Origin of the sequence: Algibacter agarivorans, from assembly GCF_039543245.1 — a bacterium.
Taxonomy (GTDB): domain Bacteria; phylum Bacteroidota; class Bacteroidia; order Flavobacteriales; family Flavobacteriaceae; genus Algibacter_G; species Algibacter_G agarivorans.
In genome coordinates, this window is record NZ_BAABJJ010000030.1 from 19,431 (window position 1) to 43,662 (window position 24,232).

At 34.3% G+C, this 24,232-nt stretch carries 17 protein-coding genes; 10 read left to right on the forward strand and 7 right to left on the reverse strand.

Annotated elements, in window-relative coordinates:
- Positions 1-13 precede the first annotated feature (13 nt).
- Both ABD935_RS10245 and ABD935_RS10250 read right to left on the reverse strand, forming a co-directional pair.
- Entirely contained in the window at positions 14-760 is a 747-nt protein-coding gene (locus tag ABD935_RS10245) for an electron transfer flavoprotein subunit beta/FixA family protein (RefSeq protein ID WP_345191921.1), read from the reverse strand.
- 129 nt (positions 761-889) lie between these two features.
- Positions 890-1,972, reverse strand: a complete 1,083-nt coding sequence (locus ABD935_RS10250; protein WP_345191922.1) for a T9SS type A sorting domain-containing protein — start codon at positions 1,970-1,972, stop codon at positions 890-892.
- Between the two features lie 119 nt (positions 1,973-2,091).
- Between ABD935_RS10250 and ABD935_RS10255 the strand changes: the two genes are divergently transcribed.
- Both ABD935_RS10255 and ABD935_RS10260 read left to right on the forward strand, forming a co-directional pair.
- Positions 2,092-3,069, forward strand: a complete 978-nt coding sequence (locus ABD935_RS10255; RefSeq protein ID WP_345191923.1) for a pyruvate dehydrogenase complex E1 component subunit beta — start codon at positions 2,092-2,094, stop codon at positions 3,067-3,069.
- A 63-nt stretch (positions 3,070-3,132) separates the two neighbouring features.
- The gene (locus tag ABD935_RS10260) at positions 3,133-5,646 is read left to right on the forward strand and encodes a DUF5686 and carboxypeptidase-like regulatory domain-containing protein (protein WP_345191924.1); all 2,514 of its coding nucleotides are present in this window, start codon (positions 3,133-3,135) and stop codon (positions 5,644-5,646) included.
- A 214-nt stretch (positions 5,647-5,860) separates the two neighbouring features.
- Here ABD935_RS10260 and ABD935_RS10265 read toward each other — a convergent pair whose 3' ends face one another.
- Together ABD935_RS10265 and metK are read right to left on the reverse strand one after the other, a co-directional pair.
- Positions 5,861-8,410, reverse strand: coding sequence for a glycoside hydrolase family 2 TIM barrel-domain containing protein (locus ABD935_RS10265; RefSeq protein WP_345191926.1), 2,550 nt, complete (start codon positions 8,408-8,410; stop codon positions 5,861-5,863).
- 289 nt (positions 8,411-8,699) lie between these two features.
- Complete coding sequence (gene metK / locus ABD935_RS10270; RefSeq protein WP_345191927.1) at positions 8,700-9,953, reverse strand: methionine adenosyltransferase; 1,254 nt, start codon at positions 9,951-9,953, stop codon at positions 8,700-8,702.
- A gap of 638 nt (positions 9,954-10,591) precedes the next feature.
- Here metK and ilvD point away from each other — a divergent pair.
- The 7 genes from ilvD (at position 10,592) to azu (ending at position 19,806) form a co-directional block, all read left to right on the forward strand.
- On the forward strand, positions 10,592-12,274 hold the full coding sequence (gene ilvD, locus ABD935_RS10275) for a dihydroxy-acid dehydratase (RefSeq protein WP_345191929.1): 1,683 nt from the start codon (positions 10,592-10,594) through the stop codon (positions 12,272-12,274).
- 51 nt (positions 12,275-12,325) lie between these two features.
- The gene (gene ilvB / locus ABD935_RS10280; protein ID WP_345191931.1) at positions 12,326-14,059 is read left to right on the forward strand and encodes a biosynthetic-type acetolactate synthase large subunit; all 1,734 of its coding nucleotides are present in this window, start codon (positions 12,326-12,328) and stop codon (positions 14,057-14,059) included.
- A 10-nt stretch (positions 14,060-14,069) separates the two neighbouring features.
- Positions 14,070-14,600: an acetolactate synthase small subunit gene (ilvN, locus tag ABD935_RS10285; RefSeq protein WP_345191932.1), complete on the forward strand. Its 531-nt coding sequence runs from the start codon at positions 14,070-14,072 to the stop codon at positions 14,598-14,600.
- Positions 14,601-14,616: 16 nt separating this feature from the next.
- A complete protein-coding gene (gene ilvC / locus ABD935_RS10290; protein WP_345191933.1) occupies positions 14,617-16,092 on the forward strand; it encodes a ketol-acid reductoisomerase in 1,476 nt (491 codons plus the stop codon).
- A 132-nt stretch (positions 16,093-16,224) separates the two neighbouring features.
- The gene (gene ilvA / locus ABD935_RS10295; protein ID WP_345191935.1) at positions 16,225-17,490 is read left to right on the forward strand and encodes a threonine ammonia-lyase IlvA; all 1,266 of its coding nucleotides are present in this window, start codon (positions 16,225-16,227) and stop codon (positions 17,488-17,490) included.
- A gap of 181 nt (positions 17,491-17,671) precedes the next feature.
- Entirely contained in the window at positions 17,672-19,264 is a 1,593-nt protein-coding gene (locus ABD935_RS10300; protein ID WP_345191936.1) for an NADP-dependent glyceraldehyde-3-phosphate dehydrogenase, read from the forward strand.
- A gap of 35 nt (positions 19,265-19,299) precedes the next feature.
- A complete protein-coding gene (gene azu / locus ABD935_RS10305) occupies positions 19,300-19,806 on the forward strand; it encodes an azurin (RefSeq protein WP_345191937.1) in 507 nt (168 codons plus the stop codon).
- 1 nt (position 19,807) lies between these two features.
- On the opposite strand, the gene ABD935_RS10310 is transcribed toward azu, so the two are convergent.
- The 3 genes from ABD935_RS10310 to ABD935_RS10320 are packed head-to-tail and all read right to left on the reverse strand — an operon-like array spanning position 19,808 to position 22,965.
- Positions 19,808-20,608, reverse strand: a complete 801-nt coding sequence (locus tag ABD935_RS10310) for a 3-keto-disaccharide hydrolase (protein ID WP_345191938.1) — start codon at positions 20,606-20,608, stop codon at positions 19,808-19,810.
- 10 nt (positions 20,609-20,618) lie between these two features.
- Complete coding sequence (locus ABD935_RS10315) at positions 20,619-21,248, reverse strand: gluconate 2-dehydrogenase subunit 3 family protein (protein ID WP_345191940.1); 630 nt, start codon at positions 21,246-21,248, stop codon at positions 20,619-20,621.
- 4 nt (positions 21,249-21,252) lie between these two features.
- Positions 21,253-22,965: a GMC oxidoreductase gene (locus ABD935_RS10320; protein WP_345191941.1), complete on the reverse strand. Its 1,713-nt coding sequence runs from the start codon at positions 22,963-22,965 to the stop codon at positions 21,253-21,255.
- Between the two features lie 149 nt (positions 22,966-23,114).
- Between ABD935_RS10320 and ABD935_RS10325 the strand changes: the two genes are divergently transcribed.
- Positions 23,115-24,158 carry a helix-turn-helix transcriptional regulator gene (locus tag ABD935_RS10325; protein WP_345191943.1) on the forward strand — a complete coding sequence of 348 codons (1,044 nt, stop codon included), beginning with the start codon at positions 23,115-23,117 and terminating at the stop codon, positions 24,156-24,158.
- Positions 24,159-24,232 lie beyond the last annotated feature (74 nt).

A 24,232-nucleotide genomic window follows, 5' to 3' on the forward strand; every position in this document is an offset into this window, starting at 1 on the left:
ATTTAGCCTAAATCTAAATTACCTTAGCCTCGTTATGAAGCAAGCTTATTAATTCATCTAAATTATCTGGAGATACTAAAGTAACTGCGCCTTTTAGAGCAGGTTTTTCAAATGAAACTGAAGTTGTTTTGGCATCTGTATCAATGGGTTCAACAACCGTTAGTGGTTTTTTACGAGCCATCATAATACCTCTCATATTAGGAATGCGTAAATCGCTTTCTGCAACTAGACCTTTTTGTCCACCAATAACTAATGGTAATGATGTAGAAACAGTTTCTTTACCACCATCAATTTCTCTTACTGCTTTTGCCGAAGTGCCATCAACCTCAAGACCTATACAGTTGTTTATAAAGTTGGCATTGGTTAAGCCAGCAATCATACCTGGAACCATACCACCATTATAGTCAATAGATTCACGACCTGCAATGACCAAATCGTAACCCCCATCTTTAATAACATGAGCAAGTTGTTTTGCTACCGAAAAACCATCCGTAGGAGTTGTGTTTACACGAATAGCAGCGTCTGCGCCAATAGCCAAAGCTTTACGCATTGTAGGTTCAGTTTCTGCGCCACCAACATTTACTACGGTAACATGAGCACCTTGTTTTTCTTTAAACCACATGGCACGTGTTAAGCCAAATTCATCATTTGGGTTTATAACAAACTGCACACCGTTAGTATCAAATTTAGTATTATCATCACTAAAATTAATTTTTGAAGTAGTGTCTGGCACGTGACTTATACACACTAATATTTTCATTTTTTTATGTATTAAAAGGTCTTGTTTTTTTCAGGGTACGAAGTTAATTATTTTATTCTGAATATTTACTATGCATGCATAGTAAATATTCAGAATCTTTGTTTTCAGTTTAATTTATTAGCTATTTAACTATTGTTTTAAGAATTTGAAAACTTTAGTTTGATTTGATGAAGGGTTATAGGTTTTTATAAAATAGATTCCACTTGTAAGGGTGTTAATGGTAATGTTGTTATCCTTTAAAATTTTTTTGGTGTGCAAGGTTTTTCCATTAATAGATGTGATTTCAACATAAAATTCTTTGTTTTGAATATTTTTAACTTGAAGGTAAGGACTGTTTTTTGTTTGGTAGAATTTTAAATCATTTAAAAATACATCTTCTGTGGATAATATCCTTTCTTCAAAAGTAATGAAGTCATGAGAGAATGTTGGGTATGGTCTGCCTAATTTTATTAGATTACTATCCATGTCAATGGAAAAGTCAATACCCCAATCACTATAGCCATAAATGCATAAAATGTTAAAAAAATCATTAAAAAATAATTCAGAATTATCGCAGGATTCATTTTGAGTAACTGTTTCAAGTGTGGTTTTCCAAATTTGAAGTTTATCATTTTCCAAAGCACCTTTAAACTCGATTTCAAAAGAATTTCCACAAGGTGTTAAATTTTTACTTGTCATTTTTAATATGTCATTACTTTGGTCGAATGTGAAAGAAACTATTAAGTTTAAATTAATTTCTATTATTTGTTCTGTAATTGCACAGTCTCGACTGGCTTCAGGGATATCACTACAATACTTTGAATAACGAAATTGTTTTCCATCTAAAAAGTTAATTAAGTCTGAACTTAGTGGGGTGCTAGAATAGCTAAATGATTCAATTATGCTTATTGGAACATTTGTATTTAAATCATTAATTAGATCTTTGTTTTGAAAGGCTATGGTATAATGTTTAAACAATTCTCCATTAGGGTTAGAATTAGGTGAGTATTGATAGAATTCATATATCAAGTAATTTGAAAAAATATCAGTTATATATTGCTCAGTGTGAGTTAAAGTTATGGTGCCGTCTCCATTATCACTAACAATTGGAACATTATTTGGGTTTTCTATTTTTATACTAGCTGTTATTTTAGGACACAAAATAGTCTGTTGAGCAAACCCAAAACAAGAAATCAATAAAAATAAAAGAATAATAAAGTAGTTATGTTTCATGTTTCAATTAAAAAAATAAATGTACGAAAAAATAACAAATATTTATCTGTTTACACATTAAATTTTTATCAAATTTGTGGCAAATAATTACTATTTTTGCAGTTCTAAAAATAAATTTAATGAAGACAATTCAATTTAGAGAAGCTATTTGCGAAGCGATGAGCGAAGAAATGCGCAGAGATGAAAGCGTGTATTTAATGGGCGAGGAAGTAGCAGAGTATAATGGTGCTTATAAAGCATCAAAAGGGATGTTAGATGAATTTGGTGCTAAACGTGTTATAGATACGCCAATTGCAGAACTTGGTTTTGCTGGTATAGCTATTGGTTCTACCATGACGGGAAACAGACCTATTGTTGAGTATATGACCTTTAACTTCTCTCTTGTTGGAATTGACCAAATTATAAACAACGCTGCAAAAATCAGACAAATGTCTGGTGGACAGTTTAAATGCCCGATTGTATTTCGTGGCCCTACGGGTTCTGCAGGTCAATTAGGAGCTACACACTCACAAGCTTTTGAAAATTGGTTTGCCAACACACCTGGTTTAAAGGTAGTGGTGCCTTCAAATCCCTATGATGCAAAAGGTTTGTTAAAAGCGGCAATTCGCGATGATGATCCGGTTATCTTTATGGAAAGCGAGCAAATGTATGGTGATAAAGGCGAAGTGCCAGAAGGCGAGTATATTGTTCCAATAGGCGTAGCTGAAATTAAACGAGAAGGTACAGATGTAACCATCGTATCTTTTGGGAAAATCATTAAAGAAGCTTATAAAGCTGCAGACGAATTAGAGAAAGAAGGTATTTCATGTGAAATTATCGATTTACGTACTGTTCGTCCTTTAGATAGAAAAGCTATTGTAGAATCGGTTAAAAAAACCAATAGATTAGTAGTTTTAGAAGAAGCATGGCCTTTTGGAAATGTAGCTACAGAAATCACTTATTTAGTGCAATCTGAAGCATTTGATTATTTAGATGCGCCAGTTGTAAAAATAAATACAGCTGATACACCTGCACCATATTCGCCAGTTTTATTGGCTGAATGGTTGCCAGATTATACAGAGGTGATTAAAGCTGTAAAAAAAGTGATGTATAAATAAAACAATATTATTTACGTTATATAAACTTCATTAACATGTTTGTTGATGAAGTTTTTTTGTATTATGAGATTAAGACTACTTATTCCCCTATTCTTCCTCGGGATTTTTTCAACTTTAGCGCAAACCAAAGTTAGTGGCTATGTGTTTGATGAGTTTAGCGAACCTGTTTCTTTTGCTACTGTTTTATTCAAAGGGTCTACACAGGGTACAATTACTGATGAAAACGGAAAGTTTTATTTGGAATCTGATGAAACCTGGGGAGATTTAACAGTATCTTTTATTGGTTATGAAACTTTAAGTATTCCGCTAAATAAAAAAGTAAATTATAATTTAAAGTTTACACTTAAAGAAGAGGCTGCCCAATTGGATGCGGTGGTTATCCTATCCGGTAAGCAATCAAAAAAGAATAACCCTGCAATAGATTTACTCAGAAAAATTTGGGCGAATAAACGCAGTAATGGTTTAAAACAATTTAATCAATACGAATACGATAAATACGAAAAAGTAGAGTTTGATATCAATACCATTGATAGTGCACTTATAAAAAGTAAGCTTTTTAGAGGTATGGAATTCGTATTCAATGAAGTGGATACCTCAAGAGTTACAGGGAAAACGTATTTGCCCATGTTTATTAACGAAGCCGTTTCAAAGGTTTATGGCGATAATGTAAACAATAAAAACAAAGAGGTTTTAAAAGGAAATAAAAACTCTGGATTTAGTGATAATCAGGTGGTTATTGATTTTGTAGATGATTTGTACTCCGATTTTAATGTTTACGATAACTACTTAAAATTCTTTGATAAAAGCTTTGTAAGTCCGTTGTCTAAAACAGGAATTAATACTTATAATTACGTGTTGTCCGATAGTGCGTTTATAGACAATAAATGGTGTTTTAATGTTATTTATTACCCAAGACGTAAAAACGAGTTGACCTTTAAGGGCGATTTTTGGGTTGCGGATACAACCTACGCTATTAAAGAAATAAACCTCCAAGCATCTAAAAGTGCCAATATAAACTGGGTAAAGGAAATCTACATAGAGCAAGAGTTCGAAGTTTTAAATGATTCTTTATTTCTTGTGAAACGTGATTATATGATGTCCGATTTCGCGTTAAGCAAAAAAGAAAAATCTAGGGGTGTTTATGGAAAACGAACCACGCTGTATAATAATTATGAATTCGATATAGAAAAAGATAAGAAATTCTATGAAAATGAAGTTTATAATTATGACAAAGATGTCTATGATAGAGGTGATACATTTTGGAGTGATAATCGGTTAGAAGCTTTAAATAAAGACGAGCAAGGCGTTTATAAAATGCTGGACACTTTAAAAACGGTAAAGAAGTTTAAGCGTCTTTATAATTTAGGAAGTATTTTATCATCGGGCTATATTGAGTTTAATACCTTACCATTAGATTATGGTCCTATTTTTTCAACCTTTGGATTTAATGAAGTCGAAGGGTTGCGTTTACGTGCTGGTGGACGTACCTATTTTGGAAGAAATGACTTGTGGCGATTAGAAGGATTTATGGCTTATGGCTTTAAAGACGATAAGTTTAAATATGGCATTTCTGGTAAGTGGTTACTTGATAAAAAGAGTCGCTTAATTGTTTCAGGTGGAAATAGGAGGGATGTAGAACAAATAGGAGCTAGTTTAACCAATTCTTCGGATGTTTTAGGAAGAAGTTTTGCATCTTCTTCTGTCGTAGGGACAAGTACTAACGATAAATTAACCTCTATAAACTTAACCAGTTTAGCTATTGAAGCTGAACCTTTACGAAATGTTATTTTAAGATTAGGCGGAAACTATCGTACTTTAGAATCTGCATCGCCAACCTTTAGTTTGGATTATATAGATACGGATTCGCCAACTGGGTTTTCTTCGGAAATTAAACAGTTTGAAACAACAGCATCCTTGTCGTATTTTCCAAAACGAAAAATGACAGGTTTTGGTGTAGAGCGCAGAACAGCAAATGATGATTTTGCACGCCTTTTTGCGCAAGTTACACGTGGTGATAAAAGTGTGTTTGATAGCGATTTTGATTATACTAAAGTTCAGTTTTCATACGTGCAACCATGGCAAATGGGAGGTTTTGGACGGTTAACGGCTAGTGTTGAGGCTGGTAAAACCTTTGGGGAAGTCCCTTTAGGGTTACTGAGTGTCATTCCGGGAAATCAATCGTACTTTTCAATTTACAACACGTTTTCTCAGTTGGATTTTTACGAGTTTGTGTCTGACACCTACACGTCTTTCCATTTTGAGCATAATTTTAACGGACGCTTATTTTCAAGAATTCCGTTTTTGCGAAAATTAAATCTTCGCGAAATTTTAAGCATAAGAGGTGCTTGGGGTGAAATTTCAGATGAAAACTTGAAACTTAACAATACTAGTTTGCCAAATGCTATTCCATTAGTTGCGCCTTCAAATGAACCTTATTATGAGTATGGTTTTGGTGTTGGTAATATTTTTAAAGTATTTAGAATAGACTTTAATTTTAGGGGGAATTACAAAGATAAAATGGAATATCCTGATGCTAGAAAGTTTGGTGTAACGGGGAGTTTTGGTTTTTATTTTTAGGGTTTTAACTAGGGTTAGTCTCGTATCTTAATGATAATAGTTATTTTCTAATTGCAATCTTCATTTTTAATACAGATGAATTTCGGTTAGATTAGTTCTACTGTTAGATAATTAAACTAGGATGTTCTTAAAAAAAGAGATAATTGCTTTTGCGTTAAGTTGAAAAAAAAGCCTCGTGATGGAATTTACGAGGCTTTTTTTAATTTAATAGGTTTTATTTTATGCCAATACTTATCGTTTTAGATTCAAAACCTTCTGCTTTAGCAGTCACTTTAACGGTGCCTTTATTTTTGGTAGACTGAATGATTGCTAAACTTCTACCTTTAGCGGTGGTAATTGTTTTTGATTGAAAATCTTGAATGTTATCTCTTGCTCCATTATCAACACCCAACCAGGTTATATCGCCTTCAATAGAAAATTCAATTTGAGCATTCTCAGTTTTTACTTCGTAACCATTTTTATCAATTAACTGAACTTCTAAGTGTGCCACATCATAACCATCAGCACTAAGCGTTTCTTTATCAGATGTGAATTGTATTCCCACTGCTTTTGATGTCGTTTTTAGTTCTGCAATAACTTCTTGCCCATCAAATCCAGCTTTTGCTGTTAGTGTACCAGCTTCAAAAGGAATGGTCCAACGGAATAAGCGATCTGGACTTTCAGTCATGCTTCGTCTTCCTAATGATTTTTCGTTTAGTAGAAGTTCAACAATGGTATGGTTTGAGCACACTTCAACAACGACTTGTTCTCCTTTTTCATAATTCCAATGCATATTAGAATCTCTCCAGTTATAAGCGCCTGCGTTTTCTGGTAATTGTTGGCCAGAGACACCTTTGGCTTTAAAACCGGATTCAGCAATAGGTAAAGTACCAATGGAAATATGAGGTTTATTGACCCAAATACTTTTAAAATAGTTCCAACCTTGATATTCAAATCCAGCTAAATCTAATAAATCGCCCCAGCCACTTTTTGAAGGCCAGTCACCATGTCTTTCTCCCATGTAATCAATACCAGTCCACATGAAAATACTAAATACACCAGGATTTTCTATAACTTGTTTCCAATCATCCCAAGTTCCTGGGTTTTCATTGATAGTAATTTGTTTGTCAGGGAAATTTTTAAGCGCCCATGGAATATCTTTATTGCGGTAGCTAAATCCAGCAATATCAACAGCATCAGCATATCCACTAACCATACTAGTTTGCGGCACCACAAAATTAGCTGTTATGGGTCTTGTGGTATCCAAAGCCCTTGTCCATTCGCTTAATTTTTTTGCGGTTTCGGCTAGAATATATTCTCCTTTTTCAATATTGTCGTAGCGGGTTTTCATTTCTTCAGCAGAAAACATAGGAGCGCTTCCCCAATATTTTCCTGAATTTTGAGGCTCATCTGGATTTTCCCAAAACCCTGTAACAAATCTATAATGAAGATAAGTCCATTCAATTTCATTTCCTATACTCCATTGAAATACACTTGGGTGGTTTCTGTCTCTTAGCATGGTGCGTGTTAAATCACTTTTATTCCACGTTCTAAAATGTTCTACATAGCCTTTTGTGATGTAGTCATCATGACGGTCATGATAATTGTTACGTTTATCTTTAGCATAATCAAATTCATCAAAAAACTCATTCTGCACTAAAATACCCATTTCATCGCATAAATCTAAAAACTCCTTAGAATATGGATTGTGTGCTGTACGAATAGCATTAACACCACAGTCTTTAAGTTTTTGAATACGTCTTTTCCATACACCTTTTGGTACTGCAGCTCCTACTAAACCTGCATCATGATGTAAACACACCCCTTTTACATCGGTAACTTTACCGTTTAATTTAAAGCCAAATTCTCTATTAAATTCTAAACTTCTAATTCCAAAAGGCGTTGCGTATTCATCTAATAAGTTTCCGTTTTTTGAAATCGTGGTTACAGCTTTGTAGATGTTCGGGTTTTCAGTATCCCACAGATTTGGCGATGCCACTTCTAAAGACTGAACTACCGTTTTTTCTGTGCCAGCTGACTGAGATACTTCTTCTGAATGCTCTGCTACTTGTTGCCCTTTATTATCAAATATTTTTGTTGAAAGAGTGAACGATTGATCTTCCTCAAACTCATTATTAATTTTAACTTCTAGGTTTACTTTAGCGGCTTCTTTACTAATTTTAGGTGTTGTGAGGTATGTGCCCCAAATAGGGATATGAAGTTTGTTTAAAGTAACTAATTTTACATTTCTGTAAATTCCGCTGCCTGTGTACCATCTGCTATCAGCGTATCTTGAATGATCAACATGAACGGTTAATATATTGTCTTCTGACCCCTCTTTTAGGTGTTCGGTTAAATTAAAATGCACTGGCGAATATCCATAAGGGTTTTCTCCTAGTAATGTGCCATTTAACCAAAATGTGGCATTGTTGTAAACCCCATCAAATAAGACATATATACTCTTGTCTTTTTTATTATTAGGTGTTTTAAAATGTTTTTGGTAAACTCCAACACCTCCAGGTAAATATCCTGTTGCGCCTTCATAGATAGAATCAAAGGACATTTCTACGCTCCAGTCGTGTGGTAATCTAACCTCTCTCCAGTCTGTGTCTTTCATAGGAAGTGAAGAAGGTTTGACGGTGTCTTTTTGTAGAGTAAATCTCCAATCGAAATTAAAATCAATTTGTCTGGAAAAATGTTGTTTTTCTTTTGATTGGCATGCAAGAAGTGTAATTGCTACAATCATAAAAAATAAAATGGATGGCTTAAAATACTTTGGCTTCATGTCAGTTTGTAAAAGTTTTAGCTTAATTTAGAATACTTAGTTGTTTTATAAAGAATGGTCTAGTTAGTTTATCATTTGAATAATGAATAACCTTTTAAAATCTAAAAATAAAATAAAACTATGTTTTGAACAGGAAATAAATGTTTTATTTCTGTAATATATGGTCATGTCAAGTTTGTTTCTAGTTAATAATTTACTTTTTGAAAAGAGACTATAATAAATCTTAGACAAAGCAAAAAAAAGCCTTGTAATTTACTACAAGGCTTTTTGATATTAGTTTATCAGAGTATTATAATCCAAAAGCTTCTTTCACTTTATCAACGTAATCCAATTTCTCCCAAGTGAACAACTCAACATCAAGCGTAACGTTTTCGCCATTAGGCTGAGAAAAAGTTTTAGTAACGGTTTCATTTTTACGTCCCATGTGCCCATAAGCGGCTGTTTCGCTATACATTGGCGAGCGCAATTTTAAACGCTCTTCAATAGCAAAAGGGCGCATATCAAAAATCTCAGTTACTTTTTTAGCAATTTCGCCATCGGTCATATTAAAAGTACATGTGCCGTAAGTATCAACAAAAATCCCCATAGGTTCAACCACGCCAATAGCATAACTTACTTGTACTAAAATCTCATCTGCAACACCCGCGGCAACCAAGTTTTTAGCAATATGGCGCGTTGCATAGGCAGCGCTTCTATCAACTTTACTTGGGTCTTTTCCAGAAAATGCACCTCCACCATGAGCGCCTTTACCGCCGTAAGTATCTACAATGATTTTACGCCCTGTTAATCCGGTATCTCCGTGAGGACCACCAATAACAAACTTTCCAGTTGGATTTATATGATATTTAATATCATCATTAAATAATTTTTGAATAGCTTCAGGAAGATTTGCAACCACTCTTGGTATTAAAATATCTACAATATCTTTTCTGATTTTTGCAAGCATGGTATCATCATCAGCAAAATCGTCGTGTTGTGTTGATACAACAATCGCATCGATACGCTGAGGAATATTATCATCGCTGTATTCAATAGTTACCTGGCTTTTAGAATCTGGTCTTAAGTAATTGATGTCTTTACTTTCACGACGTAATTCAGCAAGTTCTTTTAAAATTCTATGCGATAAGTCTAAAGCCAAAGGCATAAAATTTTCTGTTTCGTTAGTGGCATAACCAAACATCATACCTTGGTCGCCAGCACCTTGTTGTTCTTTGCTTCCTCGGTCCACACCTTGATTGATGTCTTCAGATTGTTCATGGATGGCTGAAAGCACACCACATGAATTCCCATCAAACATATATTCCCCTTTGGTATAGCCAATTTTGTTTATAGTATCTCTTGCAATTTTTTGTACATCTAAATACGTTGTAGATTTAACTTCGCCAGCAAGCATGACTTGGCCAGTAGTTACTAAGGTTTCACAAGCTACTTTAGATTCTTTGTCAAAAGCTAAAAAGTTATCAATTAATGCATCACTAATTTGGTCTGCTACCTTGTCCGGGTGTCCTTCAGAAACACTTTCCGAAGTGAATAAGTATGCCATAGTTTTTATTTTATGGTAAGATTTGACGATAACGTCGAAGGGAGTTTGCACTGCCTTTAGCATTTTTACTTCATGCTGAACTTGTTTCAGTATCTTTTGAAGATAACGAGATTAAGTTTGGCAAGAAAGAGGTTGCAATCAGTCAAATCTTTCCTCTATTATTTGTGTTGGCAAAAGTAAAAAAATAAAAGAATATCTAGGATTATTTTTGATTTTTTAAACAAATAATTGGCTGTTAAAATTTATTCATGAATATTTGCATTATTAATATGAAAAAACAAATTTTAAATAGCATTTCTATTAGTGACATTGTAGTTATTTCACAACGATAAGGAAGGGTATATTGAAACGGAAAATAAATTTTAATAGCCTCCCTTTAACTGAAGGCTTTTTTTGTGCATTATTTTTCAATTTTGAACATCATAAAAATAATGTTTTAAGAGTCTGTTGTATAGTGTTTTAGGTTGATTTTGTTGGTGCTGGATTTAACCGTTAAAAACAGCAAAAAATAGATTTAAAAATGTAATAATTTATTTTCGTAATCTTTTTAGGAGGTTTGTCAATTTTTCAAACAAAATCTTAAATCATAAGAAAATATTTATCAATAGGGAATATAAGCGAAATTTTTTGCAGTAAATATGAAAGAACTTAATAAACATAGTAAAAGGCTAACTCAGGATGAATCCCAACCAGCATCCCAAGCCATGTTGTACGCCGTAGGATTGTCTGATGAAGATATGCAAAAAGCTCAGGTAGGTATTGCAAGTACAGGATATGATGGAAACCCTTGTAATATGCATTTAAATAATTTGGCTGCTGAGGTTAAAATTGAATGTAAAATCGCGAATTTAGTGGGTTTAGGATTTAATACCATTGGTGTTAGTGATGGTATCTCCATGGGGACTTCTGGTATGAATTATTCTTTAGCGTCTCGTGATATTATTGCAGACTCTATCGAAACGGTTATGAACGCCCAGAGTTATGACGCCCTTGTTTCTGTTGTTGGTTGCGATAAAAACATGCCAGGAGCAGTCATTGCTATGTTACGTTTAAATCGCCCGTCAATAATGATGTATGGTGGTACTATAGCATCTGGAAAATACAAAGGAAGAAAGTTAAATATTGTTTCAGCTTTTGAGGCCTTAGGTCAAAAAGTGGCTGGTGAAATTGATGAAGCAGAATATAAGGAGATTATAAAAAGAGCCATTCCAGGAGCTGGGGCTTGTGGAGGTATGTATACCGCAAATACTATGGCTTCGGCTATAGAATGCATGGGTTTTGCATTGCCATATAATTCATCTATACCTGCTGAAAACCCTAATAAATTATCAGAAAGCGAAAGAACAGCTAGAGCGATAAAAAACCTTTTAGAATTAGATTTAAAACCATTAGATATTATTTCTAAAAAATCTATAGAAAATGCTATTGCACTTGTAAATGCTTTAGGAGGGTCTACAAATGCGGTATTGCATTTCTTGGCAATTGCCCATGCTGCGGATATTGAGTTTACATTAGAGGATTTTCAGCGTGTTAGTGATAGAACACCTTTAATAGCTGATTTAAAACCTAGTGGAAAATATTTAATGGAAGATGTTCATGGCATTGGAGGAACGCCAGCAGTGATGAAGTATCTACTAGATAATGACTATTTACATGGCGATTGTTTAACGGTAACAGGAAAAACATTAGCAGAAAATTTAGCAGATGTTGAGCCACTTACTTTTGAAGATGATCAAGATGTTATTTATCCAAAAGATAAAGCTTTAAAATCTTCAGGAAATCTACAAATCCTTTATGGCAATCTCGCAGAAGAAGGCGCGGTAGCAAAAATTTCTGGAAATGAAGGCTTGTTGTTTGAAGGGAAAGCTGTGGTTTATGATGGTGAGCAAGCTGCAAATACTGGGATATCAAATGGTGAAGTAGAAAGAGGTGATGTTGTCGTCATCCGTTATGTAGGTCCAAAAGGAGGCCCAGGAATGCCAGAAATGTTAAAACCAACGTCACTTATTATGGGAGCAGGTTTAGGCAAATCCGTTGCATTAATTACAGATGGTCGTTTTTCTGGAGGAACACACGGCTTTGTTGTAGGGCATATTACCCCAGAAGCTCAAGAAGGTGGTGTCATTGGATTATTAAAAACGGGCGATAAAATTAGAATCAGTGCTGAAGATAATTCAATTAACGTATTACTTTCTGATGAAACAATAGCAGAAAGAAAAGCGCAATGGGTTCAACCTGAATTAAAACATAAAAAAGGCATATTATATAAATATGCAAAATCGGTAGCATCAGCGTCAAAAGGATGTGTGACTGATGCGTAATAAATTGTCATTCCTGCTCAGGCAGGAATCTCATCATAAAATGTTGAGAATATGAAAACACAAACATTAAACACTAAAACACAAGTGGCAGAAAAAACACAACGTATAACTGGTAGCGAAGCTATAGTAAGAAGTTTGATGGCTGAAGGCGTTGATATTCTTTATGGATATCCTGGAGGTGCTATTATGCCTGTTTATGATGAATTATTCAAATTTCAAGATCAAATTCATCACGTATTAACACGTCACGAACAAGGTGCTGCACATGCGGCTCAAGGTTATGCACGTATATCTGGTAAAGTAGGAGTCGCTATGGCAACTTCAGGGCCAGGTGCAACTAATTTAATTACTGGAATTGCAGATGCTCAAATAGATTCTACACCTTTAGTGTGTATTACTGGACAAGTATTTTCTCATTTATTGGGAAGTGATGCATTTCAAGAAACCGACATTGTTGGTATATCTACGCCGGTAACAAAATGGAATTGTCAAGTTACTAAGGCAGAAGATATTCCGGCTGCCATCGCAAAAGCTTTTTATATAGCTAAAAGCGGGCGCCCAGGACCTGTATTAGTTGATATTACTAAAGACGCTCAAGTTTCTGAGTTAGATTTTAAATATGAAAAATGTAAAGGTGTAAGAAGTTATATTCCTGTACCTAAAACAAAACCAGAATCTATTGCTGCTGCTGCAAAATTAATTAATAACGCTAAAAAACCCATGATTGTTTGGGGACAAGGTGTTATTTTGGGTCAGGCAGAAGCAGAACTTAAGGCCGTAATAGAAAAAGCAGGTATTCCTTCTGCATGGACTATTCTTGGGGCTTCGGCATTGCCAACCTCACATCCTTTAAATATTGGTATGGTTGGGATGCATGGTAATTATGCTCCAAATAAATTAACTAACGAATGTGATGTGTTAATTGCGATAGGAATGCGTTTTGATGACCGTGTTACTGGTAGTTTAGATACCTACGCTAAACAAGCAAAAATCATTCATTTTGATATTGACCCTGCGGAAATTGATAAAAATGTAAAAACCGATGTTGCTGTTTTAGGGAATTCTAAAGAAAGCTTAGCTATGCTTTTTGATGCTCTAAATATAAATTCACATGAATCTTGGTTACAGGAATTTAAAGATTTATACGCTATTGAATATGAAAATGTAATTAATGGCGATCTCAATCCAACGAAAGAAGGATTAACCATGGGTGAGGTATTAAAGCAAATTAATATTGAAAGTGAAGGTAATGCAGCAATTGTTTCAGATGTTGGACAACATCAAATGATTGCATGTAGATATGCGGAATTTAATCAAACCAAAAGCAATATTACTTCTGGTGGATTAGGTACTATGGGCTTTGCGCTTCCCGCAGCAATTGGAGCTAAAATGGCTGCGCCAGAACGTGAAGTGGTAGCTATTATTGGTGATGGCGGTTTTCAAATGAATATTCAAGAATTAGGGACTATTTTTCAGCAGAAAACTGCCGTAAAAGTTGTCGTTTTGAACAATGAGTTTTTAGGTATGGTACGCCAATGGCAACAGTTGTTTTTTGATAAGCGTTATGCGTCTACAGAAATGACAAATCCTAATTTTGTAGCTATTGCTGAAGGTTATTACATAAAAGCAAAGAAAGTTACAAAACGTGAAGAATTAGCTGAAGCTGTAAAAGAAATGATTCAATCAAAAGAATCGTATTTCTTAGAAGTTTGTGTAGAAAAAGAAGATAACGTGTTCCCAATGATTCCTTCAGGGGCATCGGTTTCAGATGTAAGATTAAGTTAAGAGTATAGACATGGAAGACATAAAATCATTCACGATATCAATATATACCGAAAATAACATCGGTTTATTAAATCGGATATCCGCTATTTTTCAGCGTAGACATATCAATATTGAAAGTTTAACAACATCACAATCAGAGATTGATGGTGTAAACCGTTTTGTGATTGTAGTAAACATGACCGAAACAAATGCAGGTAAGATTGTTAAGCAGATAGAAAAACAAGTAGAAACAATTAGAGCTTACTATCATACAGAAGAAGAAACTATATTTACGGAGTCTTGTATGTTTAAAATAAAATCTGAACTATTATTTGATGAACCTCAAATTCAAAATATAATAAAAGAGAGTTATGCAAGAATTGTAACTGTAAACAAAGACTTTTTTGTGCTTGAAAAATCAGGTAGAAGAAATGAAATTGAATCTTTGAGGCGAGATTTAAATATTTTTGGTATCATGCAATTTGTGCGTTCAGGTAGAATTGCAGTAACAAAAGATGAAATGAAAATAACCGAATTGCTAACGGCATTCAATAATCAATAATAACAATTACATTAAAATGGGAAATTATTTTAACACACTCTCTTTAAGAGATAAATTAAATCAATTATCGAAGTGTAGATTTATGGACGCTTCTGAGTTTGCGGACGGAGTAAATGCTTTAAAAGGAAAGAAAATAGTTATCGTAGGATGCGGTGCTCAAGGATTAAACCAAGGATTAAACATGAGAGATTCTGGATTAGATATCTCTTATGCGTTACGTGATGCTGCTATTGCTGAAAAACGTCAATCTTTTATAAACGCATCAGAAAACGGATTTACAGTTGGTACTTACCAAGAGTTAATTCCAACAGCAGATTTAGTATTAAATTTAACACCAGATAAGCAACATACAAGTGTGGTGAAAGCGGTAATGCCTTTAATGAAAAAAGGAGCAACCTTGTCATATTCTCATGGTTTTAACATTGTTGAAGAAGGTACGCAAGTACGTGAAGATCTTACTGTAATTATGGTAGCACCAAAGTGTCCAGGAACTGAGGTTCGTGAAGAATATAAGCGTGGTTTTGGTGTGCCAACATTAATTGCTGTGCATGAAGAGAATGATCCAGAAGGAAAAGGTTGGGCACAAGCTAAAGCTTATGCGGTTGCAACTGGTGGAGATAGAGCGGGTGTTTTGGCGTCATCTTTTATCGCCGAGGTAAAATCGGATTTAATGGGAGAGCAAACCATTCTTTGTGGGTTGTTGCAAACAGGTTCTATCCTTTGTTTTGATAAAATGGTTGAAGAAGGAATCGATGCGGGTTATGCTTCAAAATTAATTCAATATGGTTGGGAAACTGTAACAGAAGGTCTTAAATATGGTGGTGTTACCAACATGATGGATAGATTATCTAACCCAGCAAAAATTAAAGCTTTTGAATTATCAGAAGAATTAAAAGATATTATGCGTCCGTTATTTCAAAAGCATATGGATGATATTATTGAAGGTCATTTTTCTGCTGGAATGATGGCAGATTGGGCTAACGACGATAAGAATTTATTAACATGGAGAGCTGCAACTGCTGAAACTAATTTTGAAAAAACACCAGCTGGTGATGTTGAAATTTCAGAACAAGAATACTACGATAATGGTGTTTTAATGGTAGCTATGGTAAGAGCAGGAGTCGAATTAGCTTTTGAAGCTATGACAGATTCTGGAATAATTGATGCTTCTGCATATTACGAATCTTTACATGAAACCCCACTTATTGCAAACACGATTGCAAGACGTAAATTATACGAAATGAATAGTGTGATTTCTGATACAGCTGAGTACGGATGTTATTTATTCGATCATGCTTGTAAGCCTTTATTAGCAGATTTTATGAAAAATATCAAAACAGATGTTATTGGAAAGCCTTTTGCTAAAGATAATGGAGAAGGTGTTGATAATGCTAAATTGATAGAAGTTAATGCAGCATTAAGAAATCATCCCGTTGAAAAAGTAGGTGAATTTTTAAGATCATCTATGACGGCTATGAAGCCAATAGTATAGTAGTAAGAACACAACTAAACTAAACTATATATTCAGAAAACCTGTCAGATGTTATCATTTTGACAGGTTTTTTTTGCCGTAAATTGTAACTTGCATTGAAGTTTAAATGAGTTCATAAATAAATCAAACAGAATGAATAAGGAAAAACAAACATATTTTCCTAGTTTAGAAAACGTAAAAGCGGCGGCTGAAACAATCAAAAAGGTTTCGTTAGTAACACCTTTAAGCCAAAGTTTAAGGTATTCAAAACAATTTGATGCAAATATCCTTTTAAAACGTGAAGATTTACAACAGGTGCGTTCCTATAAAATAAGAGGTGCTTATAATAAAATAAGTTCATTAACTTCTACGCAATCTAAAAATGGTGTGGTCTGTGCCAGTGCTGGAAATCATGCGCAGGGCGTTGCTTTATCTTGTAAATTATTAGAGATTAAAGGTACTATTTATATGCCAGCTCCAACCCCAAACCAAAAGGTGGAGCAGGTTAAAATGTTTGGAGAAGATTTTATAGAAATTAGGCTAGTTGGTGATACGTTTGATGATTCATATCATGCCGCCATGTTGGAATGTAAGTCTTTAGGTAAAACATTCATCCATCCTTTTAATGATGAAAAAGTTATTGAAGGGCAAGCAACTATTGCTTTAGAGATTTTAGAGCAAGCAACAGAACCTATTGATTATGTGTTTATAGCCGTAGGTGGCGGCGGTTTAGCTGCGGGTTTGTCAACGGTCTTTAAAGCATTGTCTCCAAATACAAAAATTATTGGTGTTGAACCAGAAGGCGCACCATCCATGACCGTCTCCATAAAAAACGATAAGAACACAACATTAGATCAAATTGAAAAGTTTGTTGATGGCGCTGCAGTTAAACGTGTTGGCGATTTAACTTTTCCAATATGCAAGCAGAATCTTGATGCGATGATTACTGTTCCAGAAGGGAAAGTTTGTCAAACCATTTTGGATCTGTATAACAGAGATGCTATTGTAGTAGAACCTGCCGGCGCATTGAGTATTTCAGCATTGGATTTTTATGCTGAAGCTATTAAAGGAAAAAACGTAGTTTGTGTGGTTAGCGGAAGTAATAATGATATTACAAGAACATCTGAGATAAAAGAGCGTGCTTTGTTATATGCCAATTTAAAACATTATTTTATTATAAAATTTCCGCAACGTGCTGGAGCTTTAAAAGAATTTGTAGTGGATATTTTGGGTAAGAATGATGATATTACGTACTTTCAATATGCAAAAAAAACAAATCGAGAAAATGGTTCGGCTGTAGTAGGTGTTCAATTGAAATCTGCCTCAGATTTAGAACCCTTAATCACTAAAATGAAAGCTCAAAATTTTTATGGTGATTACCTAAATGATAAACCAGATCTATTTCAGTTTTTGGTGTAAATTTCTTCTTTTTTATTTCTTCAAAAGAGAAAAATTCCGAAATCGTTTGCGTTATGAAACTATTACTTATTTGAATTTCAGTGAGTAATTCCCAGTTATTTTCAGTTAATTTGGTAATGTTAGTTTAATCAAAATAGAATAAAGAAATTTAAGATTTTAGACTTAACATTAACTCAGAACTATGAAACAGCCTTTTACAGAAATTCCAGAAGCTTATAAAATTGAATCTCTTTTACACCAAAAAACATATCTCGTAAATGGCGAGCTTAAAAATTGGGAAGGAGATATTGCTGAAGTGTATTCAACTATTTCATCAACTTCAAACTATAAGCAAACACTTTTAGGGACGATTCCTCAACTTGGCGAAAAGGAAGCTATAGAAGTTCTTGATTCAGCAATTTTAGCTTATGATAAAGGTAAAGGACTATGGTCAACAATGAAAGTTGGCGATAGAATTGCTTGTATGGAAACGTTTGTTGAGCAGATGAAAACGAAGCGTGAGGAAGTTGTAAAACTACTCATGTGGGAAATAGGAAAAAATCTCCTAGATTCTGAGAAAGAATTTGATAGAACCGTCGATTACATTTACGATACCATTGAAGCTTACAAGCAAATAGATAGAGACTCGGCAAAATTCGAAAAAAACGCTGGAGTTTATGCACACATTCGTCGCGGACCTTTAGGAGTGGTTTTATGTTTAGGTCCTTATAATTACCCATTAAATGAAACGTTTACCTTGTTGATTCCAGCGTTAATCATGGGGAATCCAGTGATTTTCAAACCAGCAAAACTTGGCGTTTTATTAATATCTCCTTTGTTGGAAGCCTTTCAAAGCAGTTTTCCAGAAGGTGTAGTAAATATTGTTTACGGTCGTGGGCGTGTTTTAGCAACCCCAATTATGCAATCTGGAAAAATTGACGTGTTGGCTTTAATTGGTAATAGTAAATCTGCTAATGCTTTACAATCTCAACATCCCAAGGGAAATAGACTTAGAATGGTTTTAGGCTTAGAGGCTAAAAATCCAGCTATAGTATTACCAGATGCCGATTTGGATTCGGCGGTTGATGAATGTATTGCAGGAACCTTGTCTTTTAACGGGCAACGTTGTACAGCATTAAAAGTATTGTATGTTCATGAATCTGTAGTTGAAGAATTTAACAGACGATTTGCTTTCAAAGTAGATCAACTTAAATTTGGAAACCCTTGGGAAGAAGGTGCTAAATTAACACCCCTTCCAGAAGAAGATAAGCCAGCATATATTCAAGAATTGATTGATGATGCTAAAGAAAAAGGAGCAAGTATTTTAAATAAAAAGGGAGGTGAAACTTCTGAAAATTTTATATTCCCAGCAGTTTTGTATCCAGTAACTAAGGATATGCGCGTTTTTAGAGAAGAACAATTTGGACCCGTCGTGCCAGTGGTGTCTTTTTCAGATATCGAAGAGCCATTGGATGACATGGCAGAATCGAATTATGGGCAACAGGTAAGTTTGTTTGGTCAAAACATTCACACCTTATCGCCGTTAATAGATACACTGGTTAATTTGGTTTGTCGTGTTAATTTAAATAGTTCTTGCCAACGTGGTCCAGATGTTTATCCATTTACAGGAAGAAAGGATTCTGCATTTGGTACATTAAGCGTTCATGATGCTTTACGTTCTTTTTCAATTAGAACTTTTGTAGCTTCAAAAGATAATACCTATAATAATGCCATATTGGAAGAATTATTAGAAAAGAAAACCTCAAATTTCATCAGTACAGATTATATTTTGTAGTCAATATTGATTATTTTACAAAAAAAAGAGTAGATATGAAGATTCTTAAAATTATAGTAGCAGCCATGTTTTCAATAACGATTTTTAGCTGCGGAGGAAAGGAAGAAAAGAAAAAAGAAGGATTTAGTTATGAAAAGAAATCCGAGGTTTCAGAAAAAGTAGAAAGTAATCCTAATGACGTTGTAATTACAGGTAATGACGCCATGCAATTCAACAAAAAAGAAATTAAAGTTAAAGCTGGAGAGAAAGTAAAAATCACATTGAAACACATTGGTAAAATGGATAAAAATGTGATGGGGCATAATTTCGTTTTACTCAAACAAGGTGTGAGTCTAACTGCTTTTGGAAATAAGGCTGCTACAGCAAGTGCTAACGAGTATATTCCTGAAGGTTCTGAGGATGTTATTGCACATACAAAGCTAATCGGAGGTGGTGAAACTGCTGTTATTGAGTTCGATGCTCCTATAGCTGGAACTTACCAATTTTTGTGTAGCTTCCCAGGGCATTATGCTATAATGAAAGGAAAGTTTATAGTTGAGTAAATTACAGTTCTAGAATTTCGATGTTTTTAAATTCCACGGGGTGACTTTCACTTTGTAATGAAATGAATCCGCTCTTCAATGGAAGGTCTTCTTTAGACTTCCATAAATCTTGATTGTAATCTACTTTACCTCCAAAATGGGGTTTTGTATAACGCAATACTTCTTCTCCATTTATAAAGTGTTTTATAATAGAATCATTTCTAACTTCAATCTCAATATTTACCCATTGTTCTCCATGAAAGGTTTTAGAAGATGAAGTTATACAATGGTCTGTTTTAAGTTCTCCATCCATTTCTACATGTGTTCCTGGGGTGCATAAATTTGCTGTTGCTCGCTCATCGGTACCGTTTCCTCCTAATAATTGCACTTCTATGGAAACTGGAAATTTTTGGTCTAAGCCTATGTTTTTTGGGTCTTCACAATGAATCATAATACCGCTGTTGCGATTAGCCCAACCAGCACCATCCGAAAGTTGCTTACCAGTAAACCTATAGTCCATTCTAAATTTATAATTCGAAAATGAGTTTTTATAATAAATATGACCGAATGAGTTGTTGAAAACGTCATCATATTCATGATAACTTACTTTCATAACGCCATCTTCAACTATAAATGTGTTTTTGTAATTATCTCCAACAGGGTGACCTTTTATTTTTACTATCCAATCATCTAAGTCCTTTCCATTAAATAATTTTACCCATTTTTCTTTTGTGTTATTTTCTGAATTTTCAGATTTATTTTTACAAGAATATAATAAGGTTATCGTAATTGCAATAAGGGCAAGTTTGTTAAAAAATCTCATATAATTATTTTTATAATGACCAAACTCTTCCGTTAGGAAGGTCTTCAATAGGAATACAACCAATTTGAGTACCAGGAACTGGGTCATAGTTTAATACCTCTTCACCAACTTTTTCCGAAGTAAAATATCCAAATAATGTATATCTTTTTACAGATAATAAAAACTGATATAATACATAGTTATCCATTTGTAAAGCTGTAATTTTTTCAATTGGAAGTTTTTGTTCTGCTAAAATAGCTTCTGTAGCATCGTCAGAAATCTTAAAATAAAAGGCAAGTAGTGTTTCAAATTGTTCTTTTTTGCCTTTTATTACTTCAGAATTAAACTGAGATTTAAATTTCTTAGCAAATACTGAAGCGCCTAGTTTAAATATATCTTGATTCATTTTTATTTCTATATCATGATACATTATATCTAAAAATTGAGGGACATTAACATCTAAGGCACCAGGTGTGTCAGAAACAGGTATAATAATATCTGCTAAATGTGTTACGATATATTTTTCATCTGAAGATAAAAATAAAGGAGACCATGTATTGGTTTCCGCAGTACAAGAATACAACATATTAAAAATAGTTGGCGCTGCAACAGTATAGCCCAAACTCATACTTAAATTCTTTAAAGCGCTTCTTCTGTTCATAATCTTAAGCGTTTTTATTCTTTTTAAATTCAGCCGCCGCATGGTTCGCTGCTCTAGCTGTTAAAGCCATATAGGTTAATGACGGATTCTGGCAAGCAGATGAAGTCATGCAAGAACCATCGGTAACATAAACATTAGGCACTGTGTGTATTTGGTTGTGCTTATTTAATACAGATGTTTTAGGGCTATGCCCCATTCTTGCAGCACCCATTTCGTGTATGGCAATACCGGGTGTGCTTTTAGCATTAAAGCCTACAACATTTTTAAACCCAGCTGCTTTAAGCATAGCAATAGCTTGCCTTTCCATGTCTTCTTTCATTTTTAATTCATTTTCTCTAAACGTAACGTTAAAGTCTACAGTTGGTAATCCCCATTCGTCTAATTTGTCATAGTTTAAAGTAATTTTATTATCATGATAAGGTAAGCATTCTCCAAATCCACCCATTCCTATTCTCCAATGTCCAGGTTTCATTAGTTCATCTTTTAGGTCTTTACCATAATTAAGTTCGCCTATATTTCGTTTCCAATTGGTTCTACTTGCACTACCTTGATAGCCATAGCCGCGTAAAAAATCTTTATGCTTCGTTTTTGTGTTTAAATTTCTAAAACGAGGAATATAAAAGCCATTGGGTCGTCTTCCTTTATAATAAAGGTTTTCAAAACCTTCTACTTCTGCAGAAGCGCCAGATTTTGAAGTGTGATCCATGATGTTATGTCCTAATTCGCCACTATCATTTCCTAATCCGTTTGGAAATCGCTCAGATTTAGATTGCATTAAAATACTTGCAGTTCCTATGGTTGAGGCACAACCAAAAATGATAGATGCTTTAAAGAATATTTTTTCTCTGGTTTCCGCATCAATAACATTTACTCCTGAAGCGAGACCTTTTTTCTCGTCATAGACTATTTCGTAAGCAATGGAGTTGTGTCTAAGATGCATATTTCCTGTGCGTTCGGCTGCTGGTAATGTGGATGAATTGCTGCTAAAATACCCGCCAAATGGACAGCCTCTTACACATCTGTTTCTAAATTGGCAATTAGAGCGCCCCTCATGCATGGTGTTTCCTGTTTTATGGGCTGTTCTGCCAATAGTTAATAAACGGTCATCGAAGTTCTCCTTTAATTTCTTTTGCAGCTCCAGTTCTACGCAATTCAAATCCATAGGTTCAGATAATTTTCCATCTGGTAAATGCGGAAGTCCTAAATTTTGACCAGAAACACCTATAAATTCTTCTACTCTATCGTACCAAGGTGCGATATCCTTATAGCGAATTGGCCAATCAATACCATGTCCATCTTTTTTATTGGCTTCAAAATCCATGTCGCTCAATCGATAGGATTGTCTTGCCCACATGAGTGATCGTCCGCCTACATGGTAGCCTCTAATCCAATCAAAAGGTTTTACTTCATTGTAAGGATGCTTTAAATCATTTACAAACCAGTGCTTGCTATATGGGCCTAATATATAGGACTTATTCTGTTTTTTTTGGTTTTCAACATCTTCTGGATTTTTTGTGCCTCTATGCTTCAAATCCCAAGGATCTAAATGCATTGTTGGGTAGTCTTCGATGTGTTTTACTAAGCGCCCTCTGTCAAGAACTAAGGTTTTTAATCCATTTTCACACAGTTCTTTAGCTGCCCATCCACCACTTATCCCAGTGCCTATAACAATAGCATCGTAAACTGTTGGGTACTCGGTAATTTCTTCTTTAATCATGCTTAATATTTAATAAATAGTAAAGTAAAAATGGCGATAAATTTGATTAACCTACAATCTCTATCCTTAAAACAGAGAAATTAATAATTTAATTCTTAATTATTCGAAAATTAACTAATTTGCGTGGTATTCATGTTTAAATTATTTCAGTGAAAATAAACACACAAAAAATTCAACCCTATGAAGCCGACGGTGTTGTGTATCATGCCGATACATGTTTGCCTTTAATTGATGCTTATAAGAGGAAAAAATTAAAATTTAAAGCACTTGCGCGACATACGTATCCTGGGGATAGGTTAGACGAAAATACATTAGGGCTTAATAGTATTGGTTATTGGGACGCTAACGAGCCGCAAGATTGGGGTTTGGATTGGCATAGGAACGAAGGTATAGAATTTCATTTTTTAGAATCAGGCTCTATGCCTTATGCGCAGGAAAATAAAGAGGTCATGTTAATGCCAAACCATTTAACAATTACGCGTCCTTGGGAGGCGCATAAGGTAGGGGATCCGCATATTGGTATGGGGAAATTCTATTGGGTGATTATAGATTTAGGAGTTCGAAGGCCTCATCAGGAATGGGTTTGGCCTGATTGGATTACATTAACACCAAAAGATTTAACAAGGCTTACAACTATTTTAAGACAAAATGAAAAGTCTGTTTGGAAAACCGATCAGCGTGTTAGGGATTGTTTTCTTCGTATTAATAAAGCAATTAATACAGATAAAAAAGGGAGTAATGCTTCAAGAATAAGATTGTTAGTTAATTATTTGCTGATTCTGCTATTGGATTTAATGAATACCGACGATATTATTTTAAATGAGTCATTAACAGATAGTTCAAGAAGTGTGAAATATTTTTTAAATGAATTAGAAAAGAATCTTTCTGAAAACTGGACAATTGAGCTTATGGCTGAATCGGCAGGGGTTGGAATAACTCGATTCACTCATCATTGTAAACGATTAACTAATTTAACGCCAATGCGTTACTTGGCTATGAGGCGCTTAGAGCTGTCAAAAAGTATGCTTCAGAAAAATTTAAATTTAAGCATTACAGAAGTGGCTTATTCATGTGGTTTTGCAACGAGTCAATATTTTTCAACAGTATTTAAAAAACATGAAAAATGTTCGCCAAACGAATTTAGAACGAGATTTCAGATTCGTGAAAATATAAGTGCTTACCCTGAAGTATAATATTTGGTTTGTTTAAATTCTTTCACTGAATAAAAATAAACAACACATATGTTTTATTTATATATTTTCACATA

Bases quoted from the DNA above. Each gene is read 5' to 3' on its own strand.
- ABD935_RS10245 (WP_345191921.1), bottom strand. From the start codon at position 760: ATGAAAATATTAGTGTGTATAAGTCACGTGCCAGACACTACTTCAAAA.
- ABD935_RS10250 (WP_345191922.1), bottom strand. From the start codon at position 1,972: ATGAAACATAACTACTTTATTATTCTTTTATTTTTATTGATTTCTTGT.
- ABD935_RS10255 (WP_345191923.1), top strand. From the start codon at position 2,092: ATGAAGACAATTCAATTTAGAGAAGCTATTTGCGAAGCGATGAGCGAA.
- ABD935_RS10260 (WP_345191924.1), top strand. From the start codon at position 3,133: ATGAGATTAAGACTACTTATTCCCCTATTCTTCCTCGGGATTTTTTCA.
- ABD935_RS10265 (WP_345191926.1), bottom strand. From the start codon at position 8,410: ATGAAGCCAAAGTATTTTAAGCCATCCATTTTATTTTTTATGATTGTA.
- metK (WP_345191927.1), bottom strand. From the start codon at position 9,953: ATGGCATACTTATTCACTTCGGAAAGTGTTTCTGAAGGACACCCGGAC.
- ilvD (WP_345191929.1), top strand. From the start codon at position 10,592: ATGAAAGAACTTAATAAACATAGTAAAAGGCTAACTCAGGATGAATCC.
- ilvB (WP_345191931.1), top strand. From the start codon at position 12,326: ATGAAAACACAAACATTAAACACTAAAACACAAGTGGCAGAAAAAACA.
- ilvN (WP_345191932.1), top strand. From the start codon at position 14,070: ATGGAAGACATAAAATCATTCACGATATCAATATATACCGAAAATAAC.
- ilvC (WP_345191933.1), top strand. From the start codon at position 14,617: ATGGGAAATTATTTTAACACACTCTCTTTAAGAGATAAATTAAATCAA.
- ilvA (WP_345191935.1), top strand. From the start codon at position 16,225: ATGAATAAGGAAAAACAAACATATTTTCCTAGTTTAGAAAACGTAAAA.
- ABD935_RS10300 (WP_345191936.1), top strand. From the start codon at position 17,672: ATGAAACAGCCTTTTACAGAAATTCCAGAAGCTTATAAAATTGAATCT.
- azu (WP_345191937.1), top strand. From the start codon at position 19,300: ATGAAGATTCTTAAAATTATAGTAGCAGCCATGTTTTCAATAACGATT.
- ABD935_RS10310 (WP_345191938.1), bottom strand. From the start codon at position 20,608: ATGAGATTTTTTAACAAACTTGCCCTTATTGCAATTACGATAACCTTA.
- ABD935_RS10315 (WP_345191940.1), bottom strand. From the start codon at position 21,248: ATGAACAGAAGAAGCGCTTTAAAGAATTTAAGTATGAGTTTGGGCTAT.
- ABD935_RS10320 (WP_345191941.1), bottom strand. From the start codon at position 22,965: ATGATTAAAGAAGAAATTACCGAGTACCCAACAGTTTACGATGCTATT.